At 66.1% G+C, this 20,553-nt stretch carries 22 protein-coding genes and 1 pseudogene; 6 read left to right on the forward strand and 17 right to left on the reverse strand.

Going from position 1 to position 20,553, the window contains the following annotated elements; all coding sequences use genetic code 11:
* The 6 genes and pseudogenes from LQ144_RS01450 to LQ144_RS01475 all read left to right on the forward strand — a co-directional run.
* Positions 1 to 1,658: pseudogene (locus LQ144_RS01450) on the forward strand (pyruvate dehydrogenase (acetyl-transferring), homodimeric type); the annotation flags it as partial.
* A gap of 183 nt (positions 1,659 to 1,841) precedes the next feature.
* On the forward strand, positions 1,842 to 3,086 hold the full coding sequence (locus tag LQ144_RS01455) for a PucR family transcriptional regulator (protein WP_230116791.1): 1,245 nt from the start codon (positions 1,842 to 1,844) through the stop codon (positions 3,084 to 3,086).
* 88 nt (positions 3,087 to 3,174) lie between these two features.
* Positions 3,175 to 4,104 (forward strand): ACP S-malonyltransferase, encoded by a 930-nt coding sequence (locus LQ144_RS01460; RefSeq protein ID WP_230116792.1) that lies wholly within the window; start codon positions 3,175 to 3,177, stop codon positions 4,102 to 4,104.
* Positions 4,101 to 5,189 (forward strand): beta-ketoacyl-ACP synthase III, encoded by a 1,089-nt coding sequence (locus LQ144_RS01465; protein ID WP_230116793.1) that lies wholly within the window; start codon positions 4,101 to 4,103, stop codon positions 5,187 to 5,189. The genes LQ144_RS01460 and LQ144_RS01465 overlap by 4 nt, the downstream gene beginning before the upstream one ends.
* 81 nt (positions 5,190 to 5,270) lie before the next feature.
* Positions 5,271 to 5,516, forward strand: a complete 246-nt coding sequence (locus LQ144_RS01470; RefSeq protein WP_230116794.1) for an acyl carrier protein — start codon at positions 5,271 to 5,273, stop codon at positions 5,514 to 5,516.
* 173 nt (positions 5,517 to 5,689) lie between these two features.
* Positions 5,690 to 6,925, forward strand: a complete 1,236-nt coding sequence (locus tag LQ144_RS01475; protein ID WP_230116795.1) for a beta-ketoacyl-[acyl-carrier-protein] synthase II — start codon at positions 5,690 to 5,692, stop codon at positions 6,923 to 6,925.
* A 69-nt stretch (positions 6,926 to 6,994) separates the two neighbouring features.
* On the opposite strand, the gene LQ144_RS01480 is transcribed toward LQ144_RS01475, so the two are convergent.
* The 17 genes from LQ144_RS01480 to LQ144_RS01560 all read right to left on the reverse strand — a co-directional run bounded on the left by LQ144_RS01480 (position 6,995) and on the right by LQ144_RS01560 (position 20,501).
* Positions 6,995 to 7,498: a DUF3145 domain-containing protein gene (locus tag LQ144_RS01480; protein WP_230116796.1), complete on the reverse strand. Its 504-nt coding sequence runs from the start codon at positions 7,496 to 7,498 to the stop codon at positions 6,995 to 6,997.
* Between the two features lie 339 nt (positions 7,499 to 7,837).
* A complete protein-coding gene (locus LQ144_RS01485) occupies positions 7,838 to 8,764 on the reverse strand; it encodes a tyrosine recombinase XerC (RefSeq protein ID WP_230116797.1) in 927 nt (308 codons plus the stop codon).
* A 75-nt stretch (positions 8,765 to 8,839) separates the two neighbouring features.
* Positions 8,840 to 9,982 carry a DNA-processing protein DprA gene (dprA, locus tag LQ144_RS01490; RefSeq protein ID WP_230117038.1) on the reverse strand — a complete coding sequence of 381 codons (1,143 nt, stop codon included), beginning with the start codon at positions 9,980 to 9,982 and terminating at the stop codon, positions 8,840 to 8,842.
* 53 nt (positions 9,983 to 10,035) lie between these two features.
* Positions 10,036 to 11,580 (reverse strand): YifB family Mg chelatase-like AAA ATPase, encoded by a 1,545-nt coding sequence (locus tag LQ144_RS01495; protein WP_230116798.1) that lies wholly within the window; start codon positions 11,578 to 11,580, stop codon positions 10,036 to 10,038.
* Positions 11,580 to 11,936, reverse strand: coding sequence for a YraN family protein (locus tag LQ144_RS01500; RefSeq protein WP_230116799.1), 357 nt, complete (start codon positions 11,934 to 11,936; stop codon positions 11,580 to 11,582). Before LQ144_RS01500 ends, LQ144_RS01495 begins: the two co-directional genes overlap by 1 nt.
* Before the next feature lie 124 nt (positions 11,937 to 12,060).
* Positions 12,061 to 12,387, reverse strand: a complete 327-nt coding sequence (locus LQ144_RS01505; protein WP_003806068.1) for a DUF2469 domain-containing protein — start codon at positions 12,385 to 12,387, stop codon at positions 12,061 to 12,063.
* Between the two features lie 109 nt (positions 12,388 to 12,496).
* A complete protein-coding gene (locus LQ144_RS01510) occupies positions 12,497 to 13,168 on the reverse strand; it encodes a ribonuclease HII (protein ID WP_230116800.1) in 672 nt (223 codons plus the stop codon).
* A gap of 2 nt (positions 13,169 to 13,170) precedes the next feature.
* Positions 13,171 to 14,082: a signal peptidase I gene (gene lepB, locus LQ144_RS01515; RefSeq protein ID WP_230116801.1), complete on the reverse strand. Its 912-nt coding sequence runs from the start codon at positions 14,080 to 14,082 to the stop codon at positions 13,171 to 13,173.
* Entirely contained in the window at positions 14,083 to 14,763 is a 681-nt protein-coding gene (gene lepB, locus LQ144_RS01520) for a signal peptidase I (protein WP_230116802.1), read from the reverse strand.
* A gap of 82 nt (positions 14,764 to 14,845) precedes the next feature.
* Positions 14,846 to 15,205: a 50S ribosomal protein L19 gene (gene rplS, locus LQ144_RS01525; RefSeq protein ID WP_230116803.1), complete on the reverse strand. Its 360-nt coding sequence runs from the start codon at positions 15,203 to 15,205 to the stop codon at positions 14,846 to 14,848.
* A 234-nt stretch (positions 15,206 to 15,439) separates the two neighbouring features.
* Complete coding sequence (trmD, locus tag LQ144_RS01530; RefSeq protein ID WP_230116804.1) at positions 15,440 to 16,252, reverse strand: tRNA (guanosine(37)-N1)-methyltransferase TrmD; 813 nt, start codon at positions 16,250 to 16,252, stop codon at positions 15,440 to 15,442.
* Positions 16,253 to 16,858: a ribosome maturation factor RimM gene (rimM, locus tag LQ144_RS01535; protein WP_230116805.1), complete on the reverse strand. Its 606-nt coding sequence runs from the start codon at positions 16,856 to 16,858 to the stop codon at positions 16,253 to 16,255.
* Between the two features lie 133 nt (positions 16,859 to 16,991).
* Positions 16,992 to 17,234, reverse strand: coding sequence for an RNA-binding protein (locus LQ144_RS01540; protein ID WP_076802241.1), 243 nt, complete (start codon positions 17,232 to 17,234; stop codon positions 16,992 to 16,994).
* Position 17,235: 1 nt separating this feature from the next.
* Positions 17,236 to 17,646: a 30S ribosomal protein S16 gene (gene rpsP / locus LQ144_RS01545; protein ID WP_230116806.1), complete on the reverse strand. Its 411-nt coding sequence runs from the start codon at positions 17,644 to 17,646 to the stop codon at positions 17,236 to 17,238.
* A gap of 246 nt (positions 17,647 to 17,892) precedes the next feature.
* Complete coding sequence (locus LQ144_RS01550) at positions 17,893 to 18,330, reverse strand: hypothetical protein (protein ID WP_230116807.1); 438 nt, start codon at positions 18,328 to 18,330, stop codon at positions 17,893 to 17,895.
* Positions 18,331 to 18,462: 132 nt separating this feature from the next.
* Positions 18,463 to 19,338: a VOC family protein gene (locus tag LQ144_RS01555; RefSeq protein WP_230116808.1), complete on the reverse strand. Its 876-nt coding sequence runs from the start codon at positions 19,336 to 19,338 to the stop codon at positions 18,463 to 18,465.
* 68 nt (positions 19,339 to 19,406) lie between these two features.
* Positions 19,407 to 20,501, reverse strand: coding sequence for an amidohydrolase family protein (locus LQ144_RS01560; RefSeq protein ID WP_230116809.1), 1,095 nt, complete (start codon positions 20,499 to 20,501; stop codon positions 19,407 to 19,409).
* Between the last annotated feature and the right edge of the window lie 52 nt (positions 20,502 to 20,553).

The raw sequence follows: 20,553 nt of genomic DNA on the forward strand, positions 1-20,553 counted from the left end.
TCGCGGACCTGACCGATGACCAGATCTGGAACCTCAAGCGCGGCGGCCACGACTACCGCAAGGTCTACGCCGCGTACAAGGCAGCGACCGAATTCAAGGGCAAGCCCACCGTGATCCTGGCCAAAACAGTCAAGGGCTACGGCCTCGGCCCGCACTTCGAAGGCCGCAACGCCACCCACCAGATGAAAAAACTCACCCTCGACGACCTGAAGAAGTTCCGCGACCACCTGCGGATCCCCCTCACGGACGAGCAGCTCGACAAGGATCCGTACCAGCCGCCGTACTTCCACCCGGGCACGGATGCCCCGGAAATCAAGTACATGATGGAACGGCGCGCTGCCCTGGGCGGTGCTGTGCCGGAGCGCCGGTCCAAGCACTCCGACATCGCGCTGCCGGATGCGAAAACCTACGAGGTCGCCAAGCGCGGCTCCGGCAAGCAGCAGGCAGCCACCACCATGGCCTTTGTCCGGTTGCTCAAAGACCTGATGCGGGACAAGAATTTCGGCAAGCACATCGCGCCGATCATTCCCGATGAAGCCCGCACCTTCGGCATGGACGCGTTCTTCCCGACCGCGAAGATCTACAACCCCAAGGGCCAGAACTACCTGTCCGTGGACCGCGACCTGGTCCTGGCCTACAAGGAATCCGCCCAGGGCCAGCTGATCCACCCCGGCATCAACGAAGCCGGCGCCGTCGCGGCGTTCACCGCCGCCGGCACCGCCTACGCCACCCACGGCGTGCCGCTGATCCCGGTCTACGTGTTCTACTCCATGTTCGGCTTCCAGCGCACCGGCGACGCCTTCTGGGCCGCCGCGGACCAGATGACCCGCGGCTTCATCATCGGCGCCACCGCAGGACGGACCACCCTCACCGGCGAAGGACTGCAGCACGCCGACGGCCACTCCCCGCTGCTCGCCTCCACCAACCCCGCCGTGGTCACCTACGACCCCGCCTACGGCTACGAAATGGGCCACATCGTCCGCGACGGCATCGAACGCATGTACGGCCCGGATTCCACTGACCGGAACCTGATGTACTACATCACGGTGTACAACGAGCCCATCGTCCAGCCGGCCGAACCTGACGAACTGGACGTAGAAGGCGTCATCAAGGGCATCTACCTGCTGGCACCGGCCAAAATCGACGGCCCCCGTGCGCAAATCCTGGCCTCGGGCGTGTCGGTTCCGTGGGCGCTGGACGCGCAGCGGATCCTGGCCGAGGACTGGGGCGTCTCCGCGGACGTCTGGTCCGTGACGTCCTGGAACGAGCTCCGCCGCGACGGCATGGCTGCCGAGGAGGAAGCGTTCCTCAACCCCGGACAGCCCGCGCGGACACCGTTCGTGGCACAGCAGCTCGCCGGCGCGACCGGCCCTGTTGTCGCGGTCTCGGACTACATGAAGGCCGTTCCGGACCAGATCCGCCAGTTCGTGCCGAACGAATTCGCTTCGCTCGGCGCCGACGGCTTCGGCTTCTCCGACACCCGCGCCGCAGCACGCCGCTTCTTCAAGAACGACACCCACTCCATCGTGGTGCGTTCGCTGGAGATGCTGGCCCGCCGCGGTGAGGTTGACGCCCAGGCACCTGCCCAGGCCATCGAGAAGTACCGCCTGCACAACGTCAACGCCGGCACCACCGGCAACGCGGGCGGCGAGTCCTAGCCAACGGCTGCTGGACGCCTGCGGCTCCAGCAACTGCCTGACACGCACGACGGCGGCCCTCACCCGAAGGTGGGGGCCGCCGTCGTCGTTGGGGTGCTTTTGATCCGCTGTGACACAGCACAACCGCAGTTGTAGCCTTCGCACAAAATGGAGGTTGCAGGGCAGGCGCCGTATGCTCGATGCATGCCCCAGCCAACACCCGCCCCCGCAAAGCGCAAACCGGCGTCACGCAGCATGACACCGGAAAAGACGGAGACCCTGAAGAAGCTCAGGGCCAGTGTTGGCCAGTTGTCGACAACCACCATGCGCCAGCTCGAAAAATCGTTGCCCTGGTACAGCCGGCTCAGCTCCGATGAACGCTCGGCGCTCGGACTCGTGGCTCAGAACGGCATCGCAGCCTTCGTCACCTGGTACGAGCGCCCCAGCTCCCCCTCCTGGATCCTCACCGACGTTTTTGGCACGGCACCGACGGAGCTCACCCGTTCCATCAGCCTCCAGAAGGCGCTGCAGCTGATCAGGATCGTGGTGGAAGTGGTCGAGGACCAGGTCCCGGTCATCGCCCCCGAAGCGGACCAGCCCTCGCTGCGTGAGGCGGTGCTGCGGTACTCGCGCGAGGTGGCGTTCGCGGCGGCGGACGTCTACGCGAGGGCTGCCGAATCGCGGGGCTCCTGGGACACCCGGCTGGAGGCGCTGATCGTGGACGCCATCCTCCGCGGTGAAAACACGGACGCGCTGCGGTCCAGAATCGCGGCCCTCGGCTGGAAGGCCCAGGAGCGGTTCACCGTGATGGTGGGGAACTCGCCGTCGGAGCCCAGCGCCAGCTACGTGAGTGAACTGCGCCGCACCGCCGGCCGGTACGCCGAAGACGCCCTGGTGGGGATCCAGGGCGACCGCCTCATCCTGATTCTCGGCGGCGTCCACGACCGGGAAACGGCGTACCTGAAGCTGAGCGAGATGTTCGCACCCGGGCCTGTGGTGTACGGCGCCGAGGCGAGTTCCCTGCTGGAGGCGAGCGGGTCGGCGCAGTCGGCGTTCGCCGGACTCACCGCTGCCCGCGCGTGGCCGTCGGCGCCCCGCCCGGTGGCCGCCGATGACCTGCTTCCCGAGCGCGTCATTTCCGGGGACGACGCTGCGCGCCGGTCGCTCGTGAAAAATATCTACCGGCCCCTCGTGGCAGCCTCCAACGGGCTGGTGGAAACGCTCGGCACGTACCTGGAACTGGGGCATTCGCTGGAGGCGACCGCCCGCGAACTGTTCGTCCACGCCAACACCGTCCGTTACCGGCTCAAGCGGGTTTGTGACGTGACGGGCTGGGATCCGCTGCTCCCCCGGGAAGCCTTCGTGCTTCAGGCCGCCTTGGTCGTGGGCCGGCTTTCCACGCCGCCCAAGGCCCCCGTGGAGCGCCAGCCGGGGCGGAACCAGAACTGAACCGTTGTAGACTTCCTACAAACTGACCCAGTGAGCTTGGTGTACGCAAACACCCTTGATTCACGCGGTAATTTGGAAAGCTGGTTACGTGCTTGCAATCGTCTGCCCTGGACAGGGCTCACAGACCCCCGGTTTCCTGGCCCCATGGCTGGAACTGCCTTCCGTAGCAGGCCATCTGGCCTCCCTCAGCGAAATCGCAGGCATCGACCTCACGGCGCACGGGACCACCTCGGATGAGGAGACCATCAAGGACACTGCCGTGGCGCAGCCCCTGATTGTCGCAGCCGGACTCGTGGCAGCGAAGGCCCTGTTCGACGTCGAGCTCAGCACCCTGCCGGTCATCCTGGCCGGGCACTCGGTGGGCGAGATCACGGCCTCCGCCCTCGCCGGCGTGCTTACCGAAAAAGAAGCCATGACCTTTGTCCGCAAGCGTGCCAACAGCATGGCTGCAGCCGCCGCCGTCACGCCCACCGGCATGAGCGCCGTCGTGGGCGGCGACCCGGCCGAGGTCCTGGCGGCCATCGAAGCAGCCGGCGCCACGCCAGCCAACGTCAATGGCGCTGGCCAGACTGTCGCCGCCGGCACCTTCGACCAGCTCAGGGCCCTGGCGGAGAACCCGCCGGCAAAGGCCCGGGTCATTCCGCTCAAGGTTGCCGGCGCGTTCCACACCTCACACATGGCACCGGCCGTGAGCGCACTGGAGGCCCTGCGTCCGGAGCTCCAGCCCCAGGCTCCTGCGGTTCCGCTGCTGTCCAACTTCGACGGCAAGGAAGTGACCGTCGGCACCGCCGCGGTCGACAGCCTCATCGCCCAGGTGTCGCGCCCGGTCCGTTGGGATCTCTGCATGGAATCCCTCGTGCAGCGCGGCGTCAGCGGCGTCATTGAACTGGCACCGGCCGGCACACTGGCCGGCCTCGCGAAGCGTGGCATGCCAGGCGTCAAGACCGTGGCCGTGAAAACCCCCGGTGACCTGTCCGCAGCCCTTGCACTATTCGCAGAATTGGAGGGACAGGCATGAGCGTTCCCACGCTGAAGCAGTCGCCCGTCAACGAACACACCCGCATTCTGGGCATCGGCGCCTACCGCCCCGATGTGATCGTGACCAACGAGGACGTCTGCCAGTGGATTGATTCGTCTGATGAATGGATCCGCCAACGCACCGGCATCATCACCCGCCACCGGGCCCCTGCTGATGTCAGCGTGATCGACATGGCAGAAGGCGCAGCCCGCGAGGCCCTGGCGAAGGCCGGCATCGAGGCCTCCCAGCTTGGCGCCGTCATCGTTTCCACGGTGACGCACCCCTTTGCCACACCGTCAGCGGCCGCGAGCCTCGCTGACCGGCTCGGCGCGACGCCGGCTCCGGCTTTCGACATCTCAGCTGCCTGCGCCGGTTACTGCTACGGCATCGCCCAGGGTGACGCACTGGTCCGCTCCGGAACGGCAGAGTACGTACTGGTTGTGGGCGCCGAGAAGCTGTCCGACGTCATTGACAACACTGAGCGCACCATTTCCTTCCTGCTGGGTGACGGCGCGGGTGCCGTGGTGATCGGCCCTTCCGAGACGCCGGGCATCGGCCCGTCCGTATGGGGTTCGGACGGCAGCAAGTGGGACGCGATCGGCATGACGCACTCGCTGCTGGACGTGCGGGAGTTCTCCGCTGCGCGCTCCGGGTCACTCGCGCACTCCGGAGCACAGCAGGGCACCGCCCTCAGCTCCGACGAAGAAGCCGTTACCGAGGCCGCCATCTGGCCCACCCTGCGCCAGGACGGCCAGACGGTCTTCCGCTGGGCCGTCTGGGAAATGGCGAAGGTGGCCCAGCAGGCCCTGGACGCCGCCGGCATCCAGGCCGAAGACCTCGTTGCCTTCGTTCCGCACCAGGCCAACATGCGCATCATCGATGAGATGGCCAAGAAGCTCAAGCTGCCCGAGACCGTGACCGTGGCCCGGGACATTGCAGAGGCCGGCAACACCTCGGCCGCTTCCATCCCGCTGGCCACGCACCGCCTGCTTCAGGAAAACCCGGAGCTGAGCGGCGGCCTTGCGCTGCAGATCGGCTTTGGCGCCGGGCTGGTCTTCGGCGCCCAGGTAATCGTCCTTCCGTAGGAATCCACAAACCAAGCCGCAACCGCGGTTTGCCCCATTTCCGGCATCCCCTGCCGGCAATAACAAGAAAAGGAGCCATCAATGGCTAGCAACGAAGAGATCCTGGCCGGACTGGCTGAAATCGTCAACGAAGAAACCGGCCTGGCCGCCGACGCCGTCGAGCTGGACAAGTCCTTCACCGAGGACCTGGACATCGACTCCATCTCGATGATGACGATCGTGGTCAACGCTGAAGAAAAGTTCGGCGTCCGCATCCCGGACGAAGAGGTCAAGAACCTCAAGACCGTCGGCGACGCAGTCAGCTTCATCGCCAACGCACAGGCCTAAACAGGCTCCAGCCGCATTCCGGCTGAACCCGGCTGGCCGGCCCGCAACAATCCGGGCCGGCCAGCCGATGCACCATCACAAATTTTCTCGCAGACCCCCTCCGCACGCCCCCAGCTCAGGCACCAGGCCCGGCAGCACAGGACACGGCACGCGCACCGACAGAGAGTGATCCCATGACACGCAAAGTAGTCATTACCGGTCTGGGTGCCACCACGCCCATCGGCGGCGATGTACCCACGATGTGGAAGAACGCACTGAAGGGGGTCTCGGGCGCCCGCACGCTTGAGGACGACTGGGTAGCCAAATACGAACTGCCCGTCCACTTCGCTGCCCGCTGCTCCACCCCTGCCCTTTCGGTCCTGAGCCGCGTTGAAGCCAAGCGCATGGACCCTTCAACGCAGTTCGGTGTCATCGCCGCCCGTGAGGCCTGGGCTGATTCCGGCATCACCGAAGTTGACCACGACCGCTTTGCCGTCGCCTTCGCCACGGGCATCGGTGGCGTGTGGACTCTCCTGGACGCGTGGGACACGCTGAAGGAGAAGGGGCCCCGCCGGGTCCTGCCCATGACCGTTCCCATGCTCATGCCCAACGGCGTGGCCGCTGCTGTGAGCCTTGACCTGGGTGCCCGCGCGGGAGCGCACACGCCCGTCTCCGCCTGCGCCTCCGGCACGGAAGCCCTGCACCTCGGCCTGGACCTCATCCGTTCTGGCAAGGCCGACGTCGTCATGTGCGGCGGCGCCGAAGCTGCCATCCATCCGATGCCGCTGGCCGCGTTCTCCTCGATGCAGGCGCTTTCCCGCCGCAACGACGATCCAGAGCACGCCTCACGCCCCTACGATCTGGGCCGGGACGGCTTCGTCATGGGCGAAGGCGCAGGCGCCCTGGTGCTCGAAGCCGAGGAGCACGCCTTGGCCCGCGGAGCGCGGATTTACGCCGAACTGGCCGGCACATCCGTGACGTCCGACTCCTACCACATCACCGCGCCTGACCCCGAAGGCCTTGGCGCCACCCGCGCCCTCAAGGCGGCCATGTTCGACGGCCGGATCCAGGCCGAGGACGTGGTGCACGTCAACGCCCACGCCACGTCCACCCCTGTGGGTGACAAGCCCGAGTACACCGCGCTGCGCGCCGCCCTGGGATCGCACGTGGATGACGTGGCGGTGTCCGCCACCAAGTCGCAGATGGGCCACCTGCTGGGCGCATCCGGCGCCGTTGAAGCCGTCCTGACGGTGCTGGCCGTGTATGAGCGCAAGGCCCCTCTCACGATCAACCTTGAGAACCAGGATCCGGAGATCCCGCTCGACGTCGTCACCTCCTCCCGCGATCTTCCCGCCGGAGACATCGTGGCGCTGAGCAACTCGTTCGGGTTCGGCGGCCACAACGCCGTCATCGCCGTCCGCAGCGTGTGACCGCACCTGACCAATGAGGAAGCCCCTGCCGGTTGGCGGGGGCTTCTTCATTGCTATGGAGGTGGCGTGTCAGCCCACCTGGTGCAGCCAGCGGACGGGTGCGCCCTCGGCCGCGTGCCGGAAGGGTTCAAGTTCCTCGTCCCACGCCTCGCCGAGGGCAAGGGAGAGCTCGTGGTAGACCGCAGAGGGGTCGCCCGCACCGGACTCGTAGGCGTAGCGGATGCGGTCCTCGGACACCATGATGTTGCCGTGGACGTCTGTGACGGCATGGAAGATGCCCAGCTCGGGGGTGTGGGACCACCGGCCGCCGTCCACGCCCGGGCTCGGTTCTTCCGTCACCTCGAAGCGCAGATGTGCCCAGCCCCGGAGGGCAGACGCCAGCTGCGCACCTGTCCCCTGCGCGCCGGTCCAGGACAGTTCCGAACGGAACATTCCGGGCGCGGCAGGCTGAGCGGTCCACTCAAGATCTGTCCGCTTGTCCACGACAGATCCGATGGCCCACTCAACGTGAGGGCACAGTGCGGTAGGCGCCGAGTGAATAAACAGCACACCGCGAGTCATTGCATCAGACATTCCATCCTCCATAGCTGTAGGTACGTCTTCCCCAACGACCTGCATGGACGAACTGCTGATGCTCCGGGCGCCGCGTGGTGCCGGTAATTCCTGCCAATCTATGAAAATAATGCCGGACCCGCAAGGCAGCTAAAGCCAGAGGCTTAAAGCACAACTTGAAAGTTGCCGGACTTGGCTCTTATTGTGCCGTACGCCGTCGAATTACGCCAGTGGAATTCGGCGAGCCGTGGAACCACGCCGAGGGGAATTGCGGATCTCCGCCAGGGGTGGAAGTCACATCAGGGACTGAAACCGGCCGCAGTCACGAATTCCGGTCCGGCCAGGCCGCGCGTGCAGGCCTTACGCCCGGGGATGCGCCTGTTGGTAGCTTTTATGGAGGCGGTCGACTGACACATGGGTGTATATCTGTGTGGTGGCCAGGCTGCTGTGGCCCAGAATTTCCTGCACGGCCCGGAGGTCTGCTCCGCCGTCGAGCAGATGCGTGGCTGCCGAGTGGCGCAGCGCGTGCGGGCCGGTAGCAGCGGTGTCCCCCAGGGCTTCGAAGAGACCCCTGACCACGCTCCGCACCTGGCGCTGGTCCACGCGGGCGCCGCGCATACCGAGGAACAGCGCGGGTCCGCTTCCCGCAGACACGAGCTTTCCGCGTCCGCGGCGTAGCCAGTCGTCAACGGCGAGCGCAGCCGGGAGACCGTACGGCACGGTGCGTTCCTTGTTTCCTTTGCCTAGGACACGCAAGGTTCTGCGGTCCGGATCGAGGTCATCGACGTCCAGCCCTGCCAGTTCGCCGACGCGGATTCCTGTGGCGTACAGCAGTTCGACCATTGCCCGGTTCCGCAAGGCGATCGGGGAACCGTCCTGGGCTGCCTCCTGCAGTTCGGTCAGCAGCCTGACGAGCTGCTGCTGCTGAAGCACCCCAGGCAGAGAGCTTTCCTTCTTGGGCGCCTTCAGACGAAGCGCCGGGTCGGCCCCTATGAGGTCCTCCCGGAGCGCCCAGGCCGTGAAGGTCCGTGCCGTGGCGGACCGGCGGGCAAGGGTGGAGCGGGAGATGCCGGCGTCGCTCTGGGCGCCGAGCCAGCGCCTGAGGGTCCCGAGCTCAATTTCGCCGAGCTCGCGGATCCCCTCGCCGGCCGCGTGTTCGAGCAGGCTGCCGACGTCCGACAGGTATGCCCGGACCGTGTGCTCCGAACGTGCCCGTTCACCCGTCAGGTACCGGCCGAAGGCGCTGACTGCCTGCGCCAGGGCCGGCGGCAGTTTGTCTTTCTCCACCCCCTCACTGTCCCAGCATTTGGCAGGCAATCAAGAATTGTTCCCGGCGAGCCGTGGCGTGGGTTTGCATCGTAATCAGCCGGCGTTTTTGGATCGCTTCCACGCGCCGCTTTCGGACACTGCAAGTCCCAGCAGGCCAAGCCTGCCGAGCCCCGCGCGGACCGACTCCGGACCGAGACCAGCCACGATGCACAGTTTCTCCACTGAACTGGTGGACCGCAGCGGCAGCGCATCGAGCAGGATCAAGTCCTCCAGCGTCAGGCCGTCGTGGACTGCGCTGCCGCCGTCCCTCAACTCCGGCAAGGATTCGCCGCTGGGCGCGGCCAGCTCAACGATCTCCCCCGCGTCTGTCACACAGACGGCGCCTCCGTCCCGCAGCAGCCGGTGGCAGCCAGCGGAGTTCGCGCTGTGCACGGAACCCGGCACGGCCCCGACAGATCTGCCGAGAGATTCCGCATGGTGAGACGTATTGAGCGCTCCGGAACGCCATCTGGCCTCCACGACCACAGTCACGGCAGCGAGCGCCGCGATGAGCCTGTTGCGCTGAAGGAAGCGGTAGCGCGTTGGGGCCGAACCGGGCGGAACCTCCGCAAGCACTGCACCCTGGTTGGCCACAGCCCGGAGCAGGTCCTCGTTGCCCGACGGGTAGAAACGGTCAACTCCCCCGGCCATCACGGCGATGGTCGGCACGGCCCCCGACCCGCCCGCCAGAGCTGCTCTGTGCGCGTGCGCATCAACACCGTAGGCGCCTCCGGAGACCACTGTGAAGCCCCGCTGCGCCAGAGAGTAGGCAAGGTCTCCGGTCACCGCGGCTCCATAGCTGGTGCTGTCCCGGGATCCGACCAAAGCGATGGATTTTGCCGCCGGCGGGAGTTCCATCTCCGTTCCCCGCCACCACAGGCAGATTGGTTCGTGGAGGCCAAGGTCTGCGAGCTGCCCGGGCCACAGCTCGTCTTCCGGAATGATCATGCGGCCGCCCAGCCTTTGCATAGTCGCCAGGTCACGTTCGGGTGCGAGATCCGGGATCCGGGGCGCCCACCGCTTTAGAGCCGCGGTCATGCCGGTCCAGGAGGTCGCAGAGCCATGTTCAGCCAGGACACCGGTGATTTCCTGTTCGAGCGCCGGGCCGTAACTCAGCTCCCCTGTGGCGATCCCCAGGGCGTCCAGCGCCCCCGCAACGTGCACCAGGGCGAGGCCTGCAGCATCCTGGGGTTCCATCAGTCTGGAGAGGGCCGCGCGTGCAAGTCTCTCGTTCTGCAATTTGTTTCCTTTCAGGCGGCTGCCGAGGCAGCCTGCCGGAGGTTCAACGCCTGTCCGATGTCATTGATGTCCGGACGCTCCCGGCTGGCGAGGTCAGCCAGTGTCCAAGCGAGGCGGAGCACGCGGTCGTAGCCGCGGGCAGTCAGAACGCCCCTTTCCAGGGACTGATCCAGAATTCGCGTGGTTGCCGAAGACAGCCTCAGCTGACCCCGCAGGACCCGCCCGGGAACCTGGGAGTTGGTTTCCATCCCCAACGGGCGAAGCCGCTGCAGCTGTCGCGTCCGGGCCGCCCAGACCCTGCCGGCGACTGTAGGTGTGTCCTCTTCCCCGCCGGACTGGCCGAAGTCTGCCAGCGAGACGCGCTCCACCTGCAACTGGATATCCACCCGGTCAAGCAGCGGACCGGACATGCGGGCCAGGTACCGGCGACGCATCGTGGGCGTGCAGATGCACTCGATGCCCTTGCCCGACGCTTTGCCGCAGGGGCACGGGTTTGCCGCGAGGACGAGCTGGAAGCGTGCCGGGTAGGCTGCGGTGCCGGCCGAACGGTGAATGACCAGCTCGCCGCTCTCCAGGGGCTGGCGGAGGGCGTCAAGCACCCTGCGTTCGTATTCCGGCGCCTCGTCAAGGAACAGGATCCCGCGGTGTGCGCGGGACGCCGCGCCCGGCCGTGGCAGGCCCGAACCGCCGCCGATAATGGCAGCCGACGTGGCCGTATGGTGCGGATTCTCGAACGGCGGACGCCGGACCAGCTGCAATGACGAAGACGGCAGCTCGCAGAGGGAGTGGATGGCCGTCACTTCCATGGCCTCGGTGTCGCCCAGATCAGGCAGCAGCCCAGGCAGGCGCTCCGCCAGCATGGTCTTGCCTGCCCCGGGTGGACCCATGAGCAACAGGTGGTGGGCGCCGGCAGCAGCGACCTCCAGGGCGCGGCGTGCGTCCCCCTGTCCGGAGACGTCGCACATGTCGGGGTTCGCCCCACCAGCGGGATCGGCTTCCTCGCCGGGCGCCTCGTCCTCCGGTTCGAAATCGAGGGCGAGCTCCAGGGGGTCGGCCCCGAAGTCGAAAGCGAGCCGCGCCAGCGTCTTATAGCTCTGAACCCGTGCACCGGGAACCAGCGCCGCTTCGGCGGCGTTGGGCTGCGCCACCACGACGTTCGGATAGCCGGCCTGGACGGCAGCCATCACTGCCGGGAGGACGCCGCGTACAGGCCGCAGCCGCCCGTCCAGGCCAAGCTCGGCGAGGAAGACTGTACGGCCGGTCGTCCGGATGTCATCAGCTGCGCTCAGCGCCGCCATGGCGATGGCGAGGTCGAAGCCGGAACCGCGTTTGGGCAGGGACGCCGGAACCAGGTTGGCCGTAATTTTCCGCCGGCTAAGCGGAATGCCAGAGTTCTGCGCCGCTGAACGGATCCGTTCCTTGGCCTCGTTGAGGGCAGCGTCCGGCAGGCCAAGAATCACAAATGCGGGCAGTGTCTGGCCGATGTCGGCCTCGACCTCCACGATGTAGCCATTTAGTCCCACGAGGGCCACCGAATACGTTCTTCCGAGCGCCATTAGCCCACACCCTTGAGGTGCTCAAGCGTGGGCGGGCACACGCCGTCGTCGACAACCGCGATGACGTCCACCCGGCGCAGCGGCATCCGGAGCTCACGGTCGCGGCACCAGGCAGATCCCAGCCGGTGAAGGCGCGCGAGCTTCTCTGCGCCCACCGCCTCGAAGGGGTGGCCGTACGCGAGGGAACGCCGCGTTTTCACTTCGGCGATGACCAGGACATCACCGTCCAGCGCCACAATGTCGATCTCACCGTCAGGGCAGCGCCAGTTACGCTCCACGATCAGCATGCCCATTGATTCCAGATATTCCGCCGCGAGCTCTTCCCCGCGCCGGCCCAGCAGGTCTTTAGCTTTCATTTCTACCTCCGCAACAAGACTGCGGGGGCGGCGTCACGCGGGACAGTGGCCTATAGAGCTATGTGGGAAACAGAGGGCCGAACGGACTGGTGTGGAGGAACAGTGCACCCAAACGGCGGGTAGATCAGTTCCCCAGGTCGACGTCCTTGGGCAGCGCGAGCTCCTCGTTGCGCGGGAGCTCCTCGACGTTGACATCCTTGAAAGTGATGACCCGGACACTCTTGACGAACCGCGCGGAGCGGTAGACATCCCAGACCCAGGCGTCCTGCAGTGTCAGGTCGAAGTAGACTTCGCCATCGGCGCTGCGCGCCTGCAGGTCCACGTGGTTGGCGAGGTAAAAGCGGCGTTCGGTCTCGACCACGTAGCTAAACAGCCCCACGACATCGCGGTATTCACGGTAGAGCTGAAGCTCCATGTCGGTTTCGTAGTTTTCAAGATCCTCGGCACTCATGGTTCCATCTTGCACCATGGAGCGGGCCCACGCTCACACGTGACCGGCGCACCCAGTTCCCGGTAACGGCGGCAACCTGCCCCGCGCGCCGACAGACTGCGCGGACTGATTATTCGGACAGCAGGTTCCAACTGACCCGGTGATAAGGGCTGGGGCCAGCAAGCCGGATGGCTTCCCGGTGGACGGCGGTCCCGTAGCCCTTGTTGACGTCCCAGCCGAAGGCGGGGTACTCAAGGTGCAGTTGCCGCATCATCTGGTCCCGCTCAACCTTGGCCAGAACGCTCGCTGCGGCGACGCTCAGGCACTGCATGTCGGCTTTGACCAGCGTATGCACGGGCGCGTCACAGCCCGGATCCTCCACGGCTTCCTCGAACAGGGACGGCTGGGCGGCCGGCGAGAGCCAGTTGTGGCTCCCGTCCAGCAGCACGACGTCCGGAGTGATCCCTGCACCGAGGATCTCAAACCACGCGCGGTTTCCTGCCGTCCGCAGAGCCCCCATGATGCCCAGCTCGTCGATCTCCCGCGCGGAGGCATGGCCCACGGCAGAGGCCACGCTCCAGGCGCGGACCAGCGGGTCCAGCCGTTCACGGTCGGCTGCCTTCAGCAGCTTGCTGTCCCGGACGTCCGCCAGCAGTTCCATCTGGCGCAGGTCCACGACGGCGATGCCCACGCTCACGGGCCCGGCGAGTGCACCGCGGCCTACTTCGTCGACGCCGGCCAGGAACCGCGCTCCCCGGGGAAGGAAGCGTTTCTCATAGTCGAGGGTTGGTGCTAAAGACATCGCTAACCTGCCGACGGAACATTCTTGAAGACGTCAGGATAGTCATCCAGGCCGGCCCAGCGGTTCACGGGCCAGGCGATGACGGCTGCCCTGCCTTCGATGTCCGCCAGGTCCACGAAGCCGCCGTTGGTGTCCGTGTGGGCACGGGAGTCCGCGGAATGGTTGCGGTTATCCCCCATGACCCAGACCTTGCCTGCGGGCACCACGACGTCGAAGTTCCGCACCAGCGGCACCTCGGCCGGGTTCACGTACTTTTCGTCAAGCGGTGCTCCGTTGACGGTCAGTTTGCTGTCGGCGTCGCAGCAGATCACGTGGTCTCCTGGCAGGCCGATGACGCGCTTGACCAGGTGCTGCTCAGAGTTGTCCGGGAGGAGCCCCACAAAGGTCAGCCCGTCCTCGACCCAGGTGAACGGTCCGTCGGCCTTTTGCGGAGCCGGCGGCAGCCAGCCCTTGGTGTCCTTGAACACCACCACGTCGCCGCGCGCCAGGGCGAACGGTTCAGGAACGAGGAGGTTCACGAAGATGCGGTCGTTGACGTCCAGGGTGCTCTCCATGGACTCAGACGGAATGTAGAACGCACGGAAAAGGAACGTCTTAATGAGGAAGGAGAGGACGACGGCGATGACCACCACCGTGGCAATTTCCTTCAGCCACACCAGAAACGGGTTTCGGGCGGGAGCCGGCCTCTTGCGGCCGGATCCGGCCGCTGCGGGCTCGCCTGAGCGTGCCGATCCGGTTTCGCCGGCACCGGCCGGTGAAGCTTCGCCAGGTCCGGTCTGCGCAGATTCGCCAGAGCGGGGGGGTGCGGATTCGCCGGGGACGGCCACTGCCGAAACGGGCTCGCCCGAAGCATGTCGTCCCGGCCTGGCAGCTGCCCGCTGCGGCTCGGAAGTCCCGGGGTCTGTCTCGGGCATTTACTGTCCGTCCTTAGTCGTTGTTATGGCCGCCAGCGGTGGCCGTGCCACTGACGCAAATCTATCAAGCGGCCAGAGGATCTGTACCGGCCGCCCGATTACCCTGTCCATTCGCACCATGCCTCCACCCGGCGCCCCCAGCAGGCTGCGTGAGTCAGCCGACACCGAGCGGTGGTCCCCGAGCAGCCACACCCGCCCCGCCGGCACGGAGGCGCTGAACTTCTGGCTGCTCGGTTCATCTCCCGCATACAGGTAGGGTTCCACGAGCGGCTGGCCGTTCACTGTGAGCCGGTGCTGGTCGTCGCAGCATACGACGCTGTCGCCCGGCAGGCCGATGACGCGCTTTACGTAAGTAGTATCACTGCCGGTGAGGCCCAGCCAGTGTCCGGCCGAGGCCAGGGCCTCCTGCAACGGCCCCGAGCCGGAGTTCAACGGCGCAAACGAGCCCCGGCCGTCAAACACCACGACGTCCCCGCGGCGAATCGGGTCGGACTGGAAGTCGGTGCGGGAAACCAGAATCCTGTCGCCCGTGTTGAACAGCGGCTCCATGGACGCCGATGGTATGTAATACACGTCCAGCCACAGGGAGCGGACCAGTCCGCTGAGGATGACGGCGGCGGCAAGCGCAAGAAACACAAAACGCCAGCCCGGTTTCCCTGGCTGGCGTTTTGTGTTGTCCATGGTCCGTATCCTGTGGCGCTGTCGCGGATGGCTCCGGCGCTGGCCGGATACGGGTTGGGACCCGCCGTGAAGTCCGGAAGACTTACTTGGCGGTGCTGAAGTCGCGCTTTTCCTTGATCTTCGCGGCCTTACCGCGCAGTGCACGCATGTAGTAAAGCTTGGCGCGGCGCACGTCACCCTTGGTGACGAGCTCAATCTTGTCGATGATCGGGGAGTGCACCGGGAAGGTACGCTCTACGCCGACACCGAAGGAAACCTTGCGGACCGTGAAGGTCTCACGGATACCGTCGCCCTGGCGGCCCAGGACGAAGCCCTGGAATACCTGGACACGGGAGTTCTTGCCTTCGATGATGTTCACGTGAACCTTGAGGGTGTCACCCGCGCGGAACTCGGGAACATCGGTGCGCAGCGAGGCTGCATCTACGGAATCGAGGATTTGCATTGATCCACTCCTGGTGAACGCCACAGGTCATCCACGTTGGGTCACGACAGCCAAGCCCGGACAGTTAGGTCCCGGGAATTGCCGCCGAAAGTGTTGTGGTCCGGCCCCGCCACTGATTGGCGGCACCGGGGTGTCTGCTGTTGGCTGCGCTCCCCCTGTGGCAGGTGCGGGCCCAGCAGACACAAAGACTAATTTTGCCACACTCGGAGGTCTACAACCAATTGCTGCGGGACTTCAGGCGGACGATGTGCTTCCGGCGTCCGGGCGCCGCTTAAGGCGAGCGTCAACGACGTCGTACCCGAGATCCGCGAGGGCGGTGCGGTCAGCACGGGGAAGACTTCCGGCGTCGAACGTCTCCAGCAGGTCCGGGCGGCGTTCCGCCGTCCGCCGGTACTGCTCGTGGCGGCGCCACTGTGCGATCTTTCCGTGGTTGCCGCTGAGCAGGACCGCCGGCACTTCGCGGTCCCGCCACACGGAGGGCTTGGTGTAGACGGGGTACTCGAGCAGGCCGTCCGAATGCGACTCCTCCACGAGTGATTCCGGATTGCCCACAACGCCCGGCAGCAGCCTGCCGATCGCCTCGACCATGGCCAGGACAGCCACTTCGCCGCCGTTTAGCACGTAGTCGCCGAGGCTGACGGGGCGCACCGTGAAGTGTTCCTCCGCCCATTCGATGACGCGTTCGTCAATTCCTTCGTAGCGGCCACACGCGAAGACCAGCTGGTCCTCCTCCGCAAGCTCGTAGGCCAGCGCCTGGTTGAAGCGCTCCCCCGCCGGAGACGGAACGATCAGCACCGGCTTGCCCGCAGCAGCCGGACGCGCCGCGGCCACGGACGCCAGCGCCTGCGCCCATGGTTCGGCCTTCATCACCATGCCGGCTCCCCCGCCGTAGGGGGTGTCGTCCACGGTGCGGTGGCGGTCCGTAGTGAAAGTGCGCAGGTCGTGGACGTTGAGGTCCAGTAGCCCGTCCTGGCGTGCTTTACCGATCAGCGAGAGTTCGAGCGGTGCCAGATACTCGGGAAAAATACTGACGACGTCGATTCTCATCTAGGCTTTGGCCCCCGACTCGGGCCGGCCGGACTCTGCCTCTCCGGCCTCGGCTTCCGCCTCGCCCGCAGTTTCAGCGTCTTCGGCGGTGCTGTCGTCGGTGTTGATCTCGAACAGCCCGGCCGGAGGGGTCACCAGGACATAGCCTTCTTCCACGTTCACCTCGGGAACGATCTGCTCCACGAAGGGAATGAGGATTTCCTTGCCGTCGGGAGTCTCCACGACCAGCAGGTCCTGGACGGGCATCGTGTTCAGACCCGAGATCTTGCCGACCACCTGGGAGCCGACGCGCGCTTCGAGGCCTACCAGCTCATGCTCGTACCAGCCTTCGTCGTCGTCCTCGTCGAGCTCCTCGGTTTCGATGAACAGCTTGGCGCCGCGGAGGGTCTCCGCCTCGTTCCGGGTTTCAATTTCCTCGAACGCGAGAAGGAGGATGTCCTTGTTCCAGCGTGCACTGAGCACGGTCAGGGGCCCGGCCGACGCAGGCTCCACCACGAGCTCCGTGCCGGGGACAAACCGGTCGTCCGGGGCATCGGTGAGCACCTGGACGGTCACCTCGCCGCGGATTCCATGGGGCTTGCCGATTCGTGCCACCTGAAGCTGCATGTGTTCCTCTGTTCCGGAGTGCGTTGTGAAAGTTTGCGCTGTGGTTGCGCGTCGGTCTTGCGGTAAAAACAGTCCGGCCCCTCCACCGTTAGCTGGTGGAGGGGCCGGACTCAAGACAAGTGTTGCAGGCGCGTTACCGGCGGCGGTCGGTGTCGACGACGTCGACCCTGACCTGCTCGCCATCTGCCAATGCCGCCACAACGGTGCGCAGTGCGCGCGCGGTGCGGCCCTGGCGTCCGATTACCCGTCCAAGGTCCTCCTGATGAACGCGCACTTCGAGGGTGTCCCCGCGGCGGTTGTTCTTCGCGCTGACCTTGACATCCTCAGGGGAGTCAACGATACCGCGGACAAGGTGTTCGAGCGCTTCTGCCAGCAACTTACTCAGCCTCGGTGGTCTCTGCTTCAGCCTCGGCGGGAGCTTCTGCCTTGGCCTTCTTGGTGATGGCTTCCGGGATGATCACGGAACCCTTTTCCGGAGCAACGAAGGCTTCCTTGGCAACCTTGGTCTTCAAGGTGCCTTCCTGGCCCGGGAGACCCTTGAATTTCTGCCAGTCACCGGTGATCTTGAGGATCGCGGCGACCTGCTCCGACGGCTGTGCGCCGACGCCGAGCCAGTACTGGGCACGGTCCGTGTCGACCTCGATGTACGAGGGCTCTTCGGTGGGGTGGTACTTGCCGATTTCTTCGATGGCACGGCCGTCACGCTTGGAGCGTGCGTCCATGACGACGATGCGGTAGTACGGTGCGCGCATCTTACCGAAGCGCTTAAGGCGAATCTTTACGGCCACTTTTGTGGTCACTCCTGTTTCTGAAACGGGGTCGAGCCCGGCGTTCTGCACCCGTGGGGCGGGCCGTACTAGGGGGTTCTAAAAGGACAAGATCCGGACGCGGAGAGAGGGGCCACGCAGATCAAGTACCTGTTTATTGTGCCAGATCGGCGGCACTATTTCGACTTGACATGCCCCCGGGCTCCGTTTTCGGCGGCCTGGGGGCTAAAAGGCGCTCCCGCCGGCGTGCCCGGTGCCTGCGGTCGGTCAGGAAGACCACACGTAGAGGCCGGTCCGGCTGTTCTCGTCGACGCTTCCGGCGAGTTCTGCCAGCTGCTGGACGTACTTCCGCGCCTCGTCCGCGCCAAAGGGCATGTCGTCCTCGGCCGCCCACTTCTCGGCAACATCGTCCAGGACGTTGCCCTCCCCTTCGGATTCATAGCTGAGCAGTTCGGCGAGCGCACGGACCATGGCCGGCGGCACTCCGAGCAGCGCGTCGCTGGCCACGTCCACCATGGCGAGTTCATAGTCGGCACCCGCTGCGTGCACGGCCGTGCCGGCGAGATCACCAAGCTGTTCAATTTCAAAGTCGCTGATCCCGGGAATCCGGACGCCTCCGGCGGACGCGGAGGAGCCGGCGCCAAGTGCAGCGGCGCGCTTGAGGGCTTCACTGTGGGTGGCAACAAACATTTCGGTGAAGCCCATGGACATCGTCCTCGTTCCGTCGACGGCGGGGTCCCCAGGCGGCAGCGGCGGCCGCCCGGGGATGGTCGAAATCAGCCTAACCCACACCCGCCGCGTGGATTCAGCCGACGATGGTTTCGGCGTACTGCACGCTCAGCGCACGGCGACACGAATGCGGTTGCGCCACGGGTCCTGGAACCGAAGCTCCGCCCCGGTGTGGTGGGCAGCGACTCCGGCGACCTTTAGGCGGTCGGCGAGCGCTCCGACGTCGTCGCCGGCCGGGACTTCGATGAGGACTTCGCCCAGGCCCAGGGTGTCCCGCCGGGGACCTGCGCCGCGGCTGTTCCAGACGTTCATGGCCATGTGGTGGTGGTAGCCTCCGGCGGAGACGAACAGGGCCTGGCCGTGCCAGCCTGCCGTCTTCTCGAATCCGAGGGTGCCAACGTAGAAGTCGTGGGCCGACTGGACGTCGCCAACCTGCAGGTGGACGTGACCCACCCCTGCCTCCGTGCCGCGCTGGCCCTCCACCGCACCCTGGGTCAGGTGGTCCTGCAGGTACTTCTGCGGCGGCAGCGCAAGGCTGTCCATGACTACATTCTTGCCGTCCCAAGACCAAGCATCGCGGGGGCGGTCCCAGTAGAGTTCGATGCCGTTGCCTTCCGGATCACTGAAGTAGAAAGCCTCGCTGACCAGGTGGTCGGCGCTTCCCGTGAAGGACTGCGGCTCGTACTGCGCCGCGGTGGCCACGGTGGCTGCCAGTGCCTCCTGATTGTCGAACAGGAGTGCCGTATGGAAGAGGCCGGCTTCTCCCCGGCCCGGAATATTCAGGCCCGGGGCGGGAGCGAGATGAACCAGCGGCGTCTTAAGCCTGCCAAGGTAAAGGCCGCCGTCCTGCTCCGCCACGACGTCGAGGCCGAGCGCCCGCTGGTAGTAGTCGGTCATGAGGTTCATGTCCCCCACTTTGAGCATCACAGTGCCCATGGTGAGATCGGCAGGAAGAAGATCCTGGCTGCTGGCTGCTGGTGTCATTTGAGTACTCCCGGACTCCCTGGCCACCGGATTTCGATGGTCTCTACATATCTAAATTACTTGAAGCTTCAATTTATTCCTAAACGGACAACGCGTCCCCGCAGAACTATGCCCCTGAGATCCCTGATGGTTCCGGGCACCTCGCGGGGGTCCTCAGTGCACAACACCACGTCGGCACTTGCCCCTTCGGCCAGGCCCTCCGCTCCCAGCCACCGGCGGGCACCCCAACAGGCGGCGTCCAGGGCAGCAGCCGCCGGAAGGCCTGCGGCGTGGAGGGCCAGGATCTCGTCAGCTATCCGGCCGTGCCGGATCACGCTGCCCGCGTCCGTTCCAGCGAAAACCTGCACCCCGGCTTCGTGCGCTTCCAGGATCCGTTCATTCCGGCCTTCCCACAGGGCCCGCATGTGGGCCGCGTAGCGCGGAAACTTGGGTTCGGCCTGGGCAGCGATATCCGGGAACGTCGCGATGTTGATCAGTGTGGGAACGATCGACACGTGCTGCTCGACCAGCCTGGGAATGTGCCGCGGCAGAAGTCCCGTGGCATGTTCGATACAGTCGATTCCGGCGTCCAGCACGTCGTCGAGCGTGTCTTCGGCGAAGCAGTGTGCAGTGACCCTGGCGCCCTCATCGTGGGCGGCGCTGACGGCGTCCCGTACCGCCGAGGCGGGAAACGACGGCGCGAGGTCGCCGGCGTCGCGGTCGATCCAGTCCCCCACCAGCTTGACCCAGCCATCGCCGGAACGCGCCTGCTTGCGGACCGCCTCGACAAGGCCCTCCGGCTCCACTTCGACGGCGAAATTCCTCAGATAGCGGCCTGTCCGGGCGATGTGCCGCCCGGCCCGGATGATCCTCGGCGCTTCCGGGCTGCGCTGGAGCCAGCGGGTATCGCTGGCCGCGCCTGCGTCCCGGACGAGTAGCGTGCCGGCGTCGCGGTCAGTCATCGCCTGGGCATAGGCGGTGTCGTCGTCCACGGCGCCTCCGGGCCCCAGCCCGATGTGGCAGTGGGCATCCACGAAGCCGGGCAGCACCCAGCCGTCAAGTACTGCGTCCGGGACGACTGCCGGGCGGCGGAAGGTCAGCCGGCCGTCCACGGCCCAAAGGCCTGCCCGCTCCTGGTCCGGGCCGGTAAGCGCGGTCCCGCTGAATTCGATGATGGGCGCCATGGCTCAAGCGTAATCCGTACGGCCCGGCCCGGCGTGTGTCACACCCGGCACG

It is taken from the genome of Arthrobacter sp. Bi83 (genome assembly GCF_918698095.1).
GTDB lineage: Bacteria > Actinomycetota > Actinomycetes > Actinomycetales > Micrococcaceae > Arthrobacter.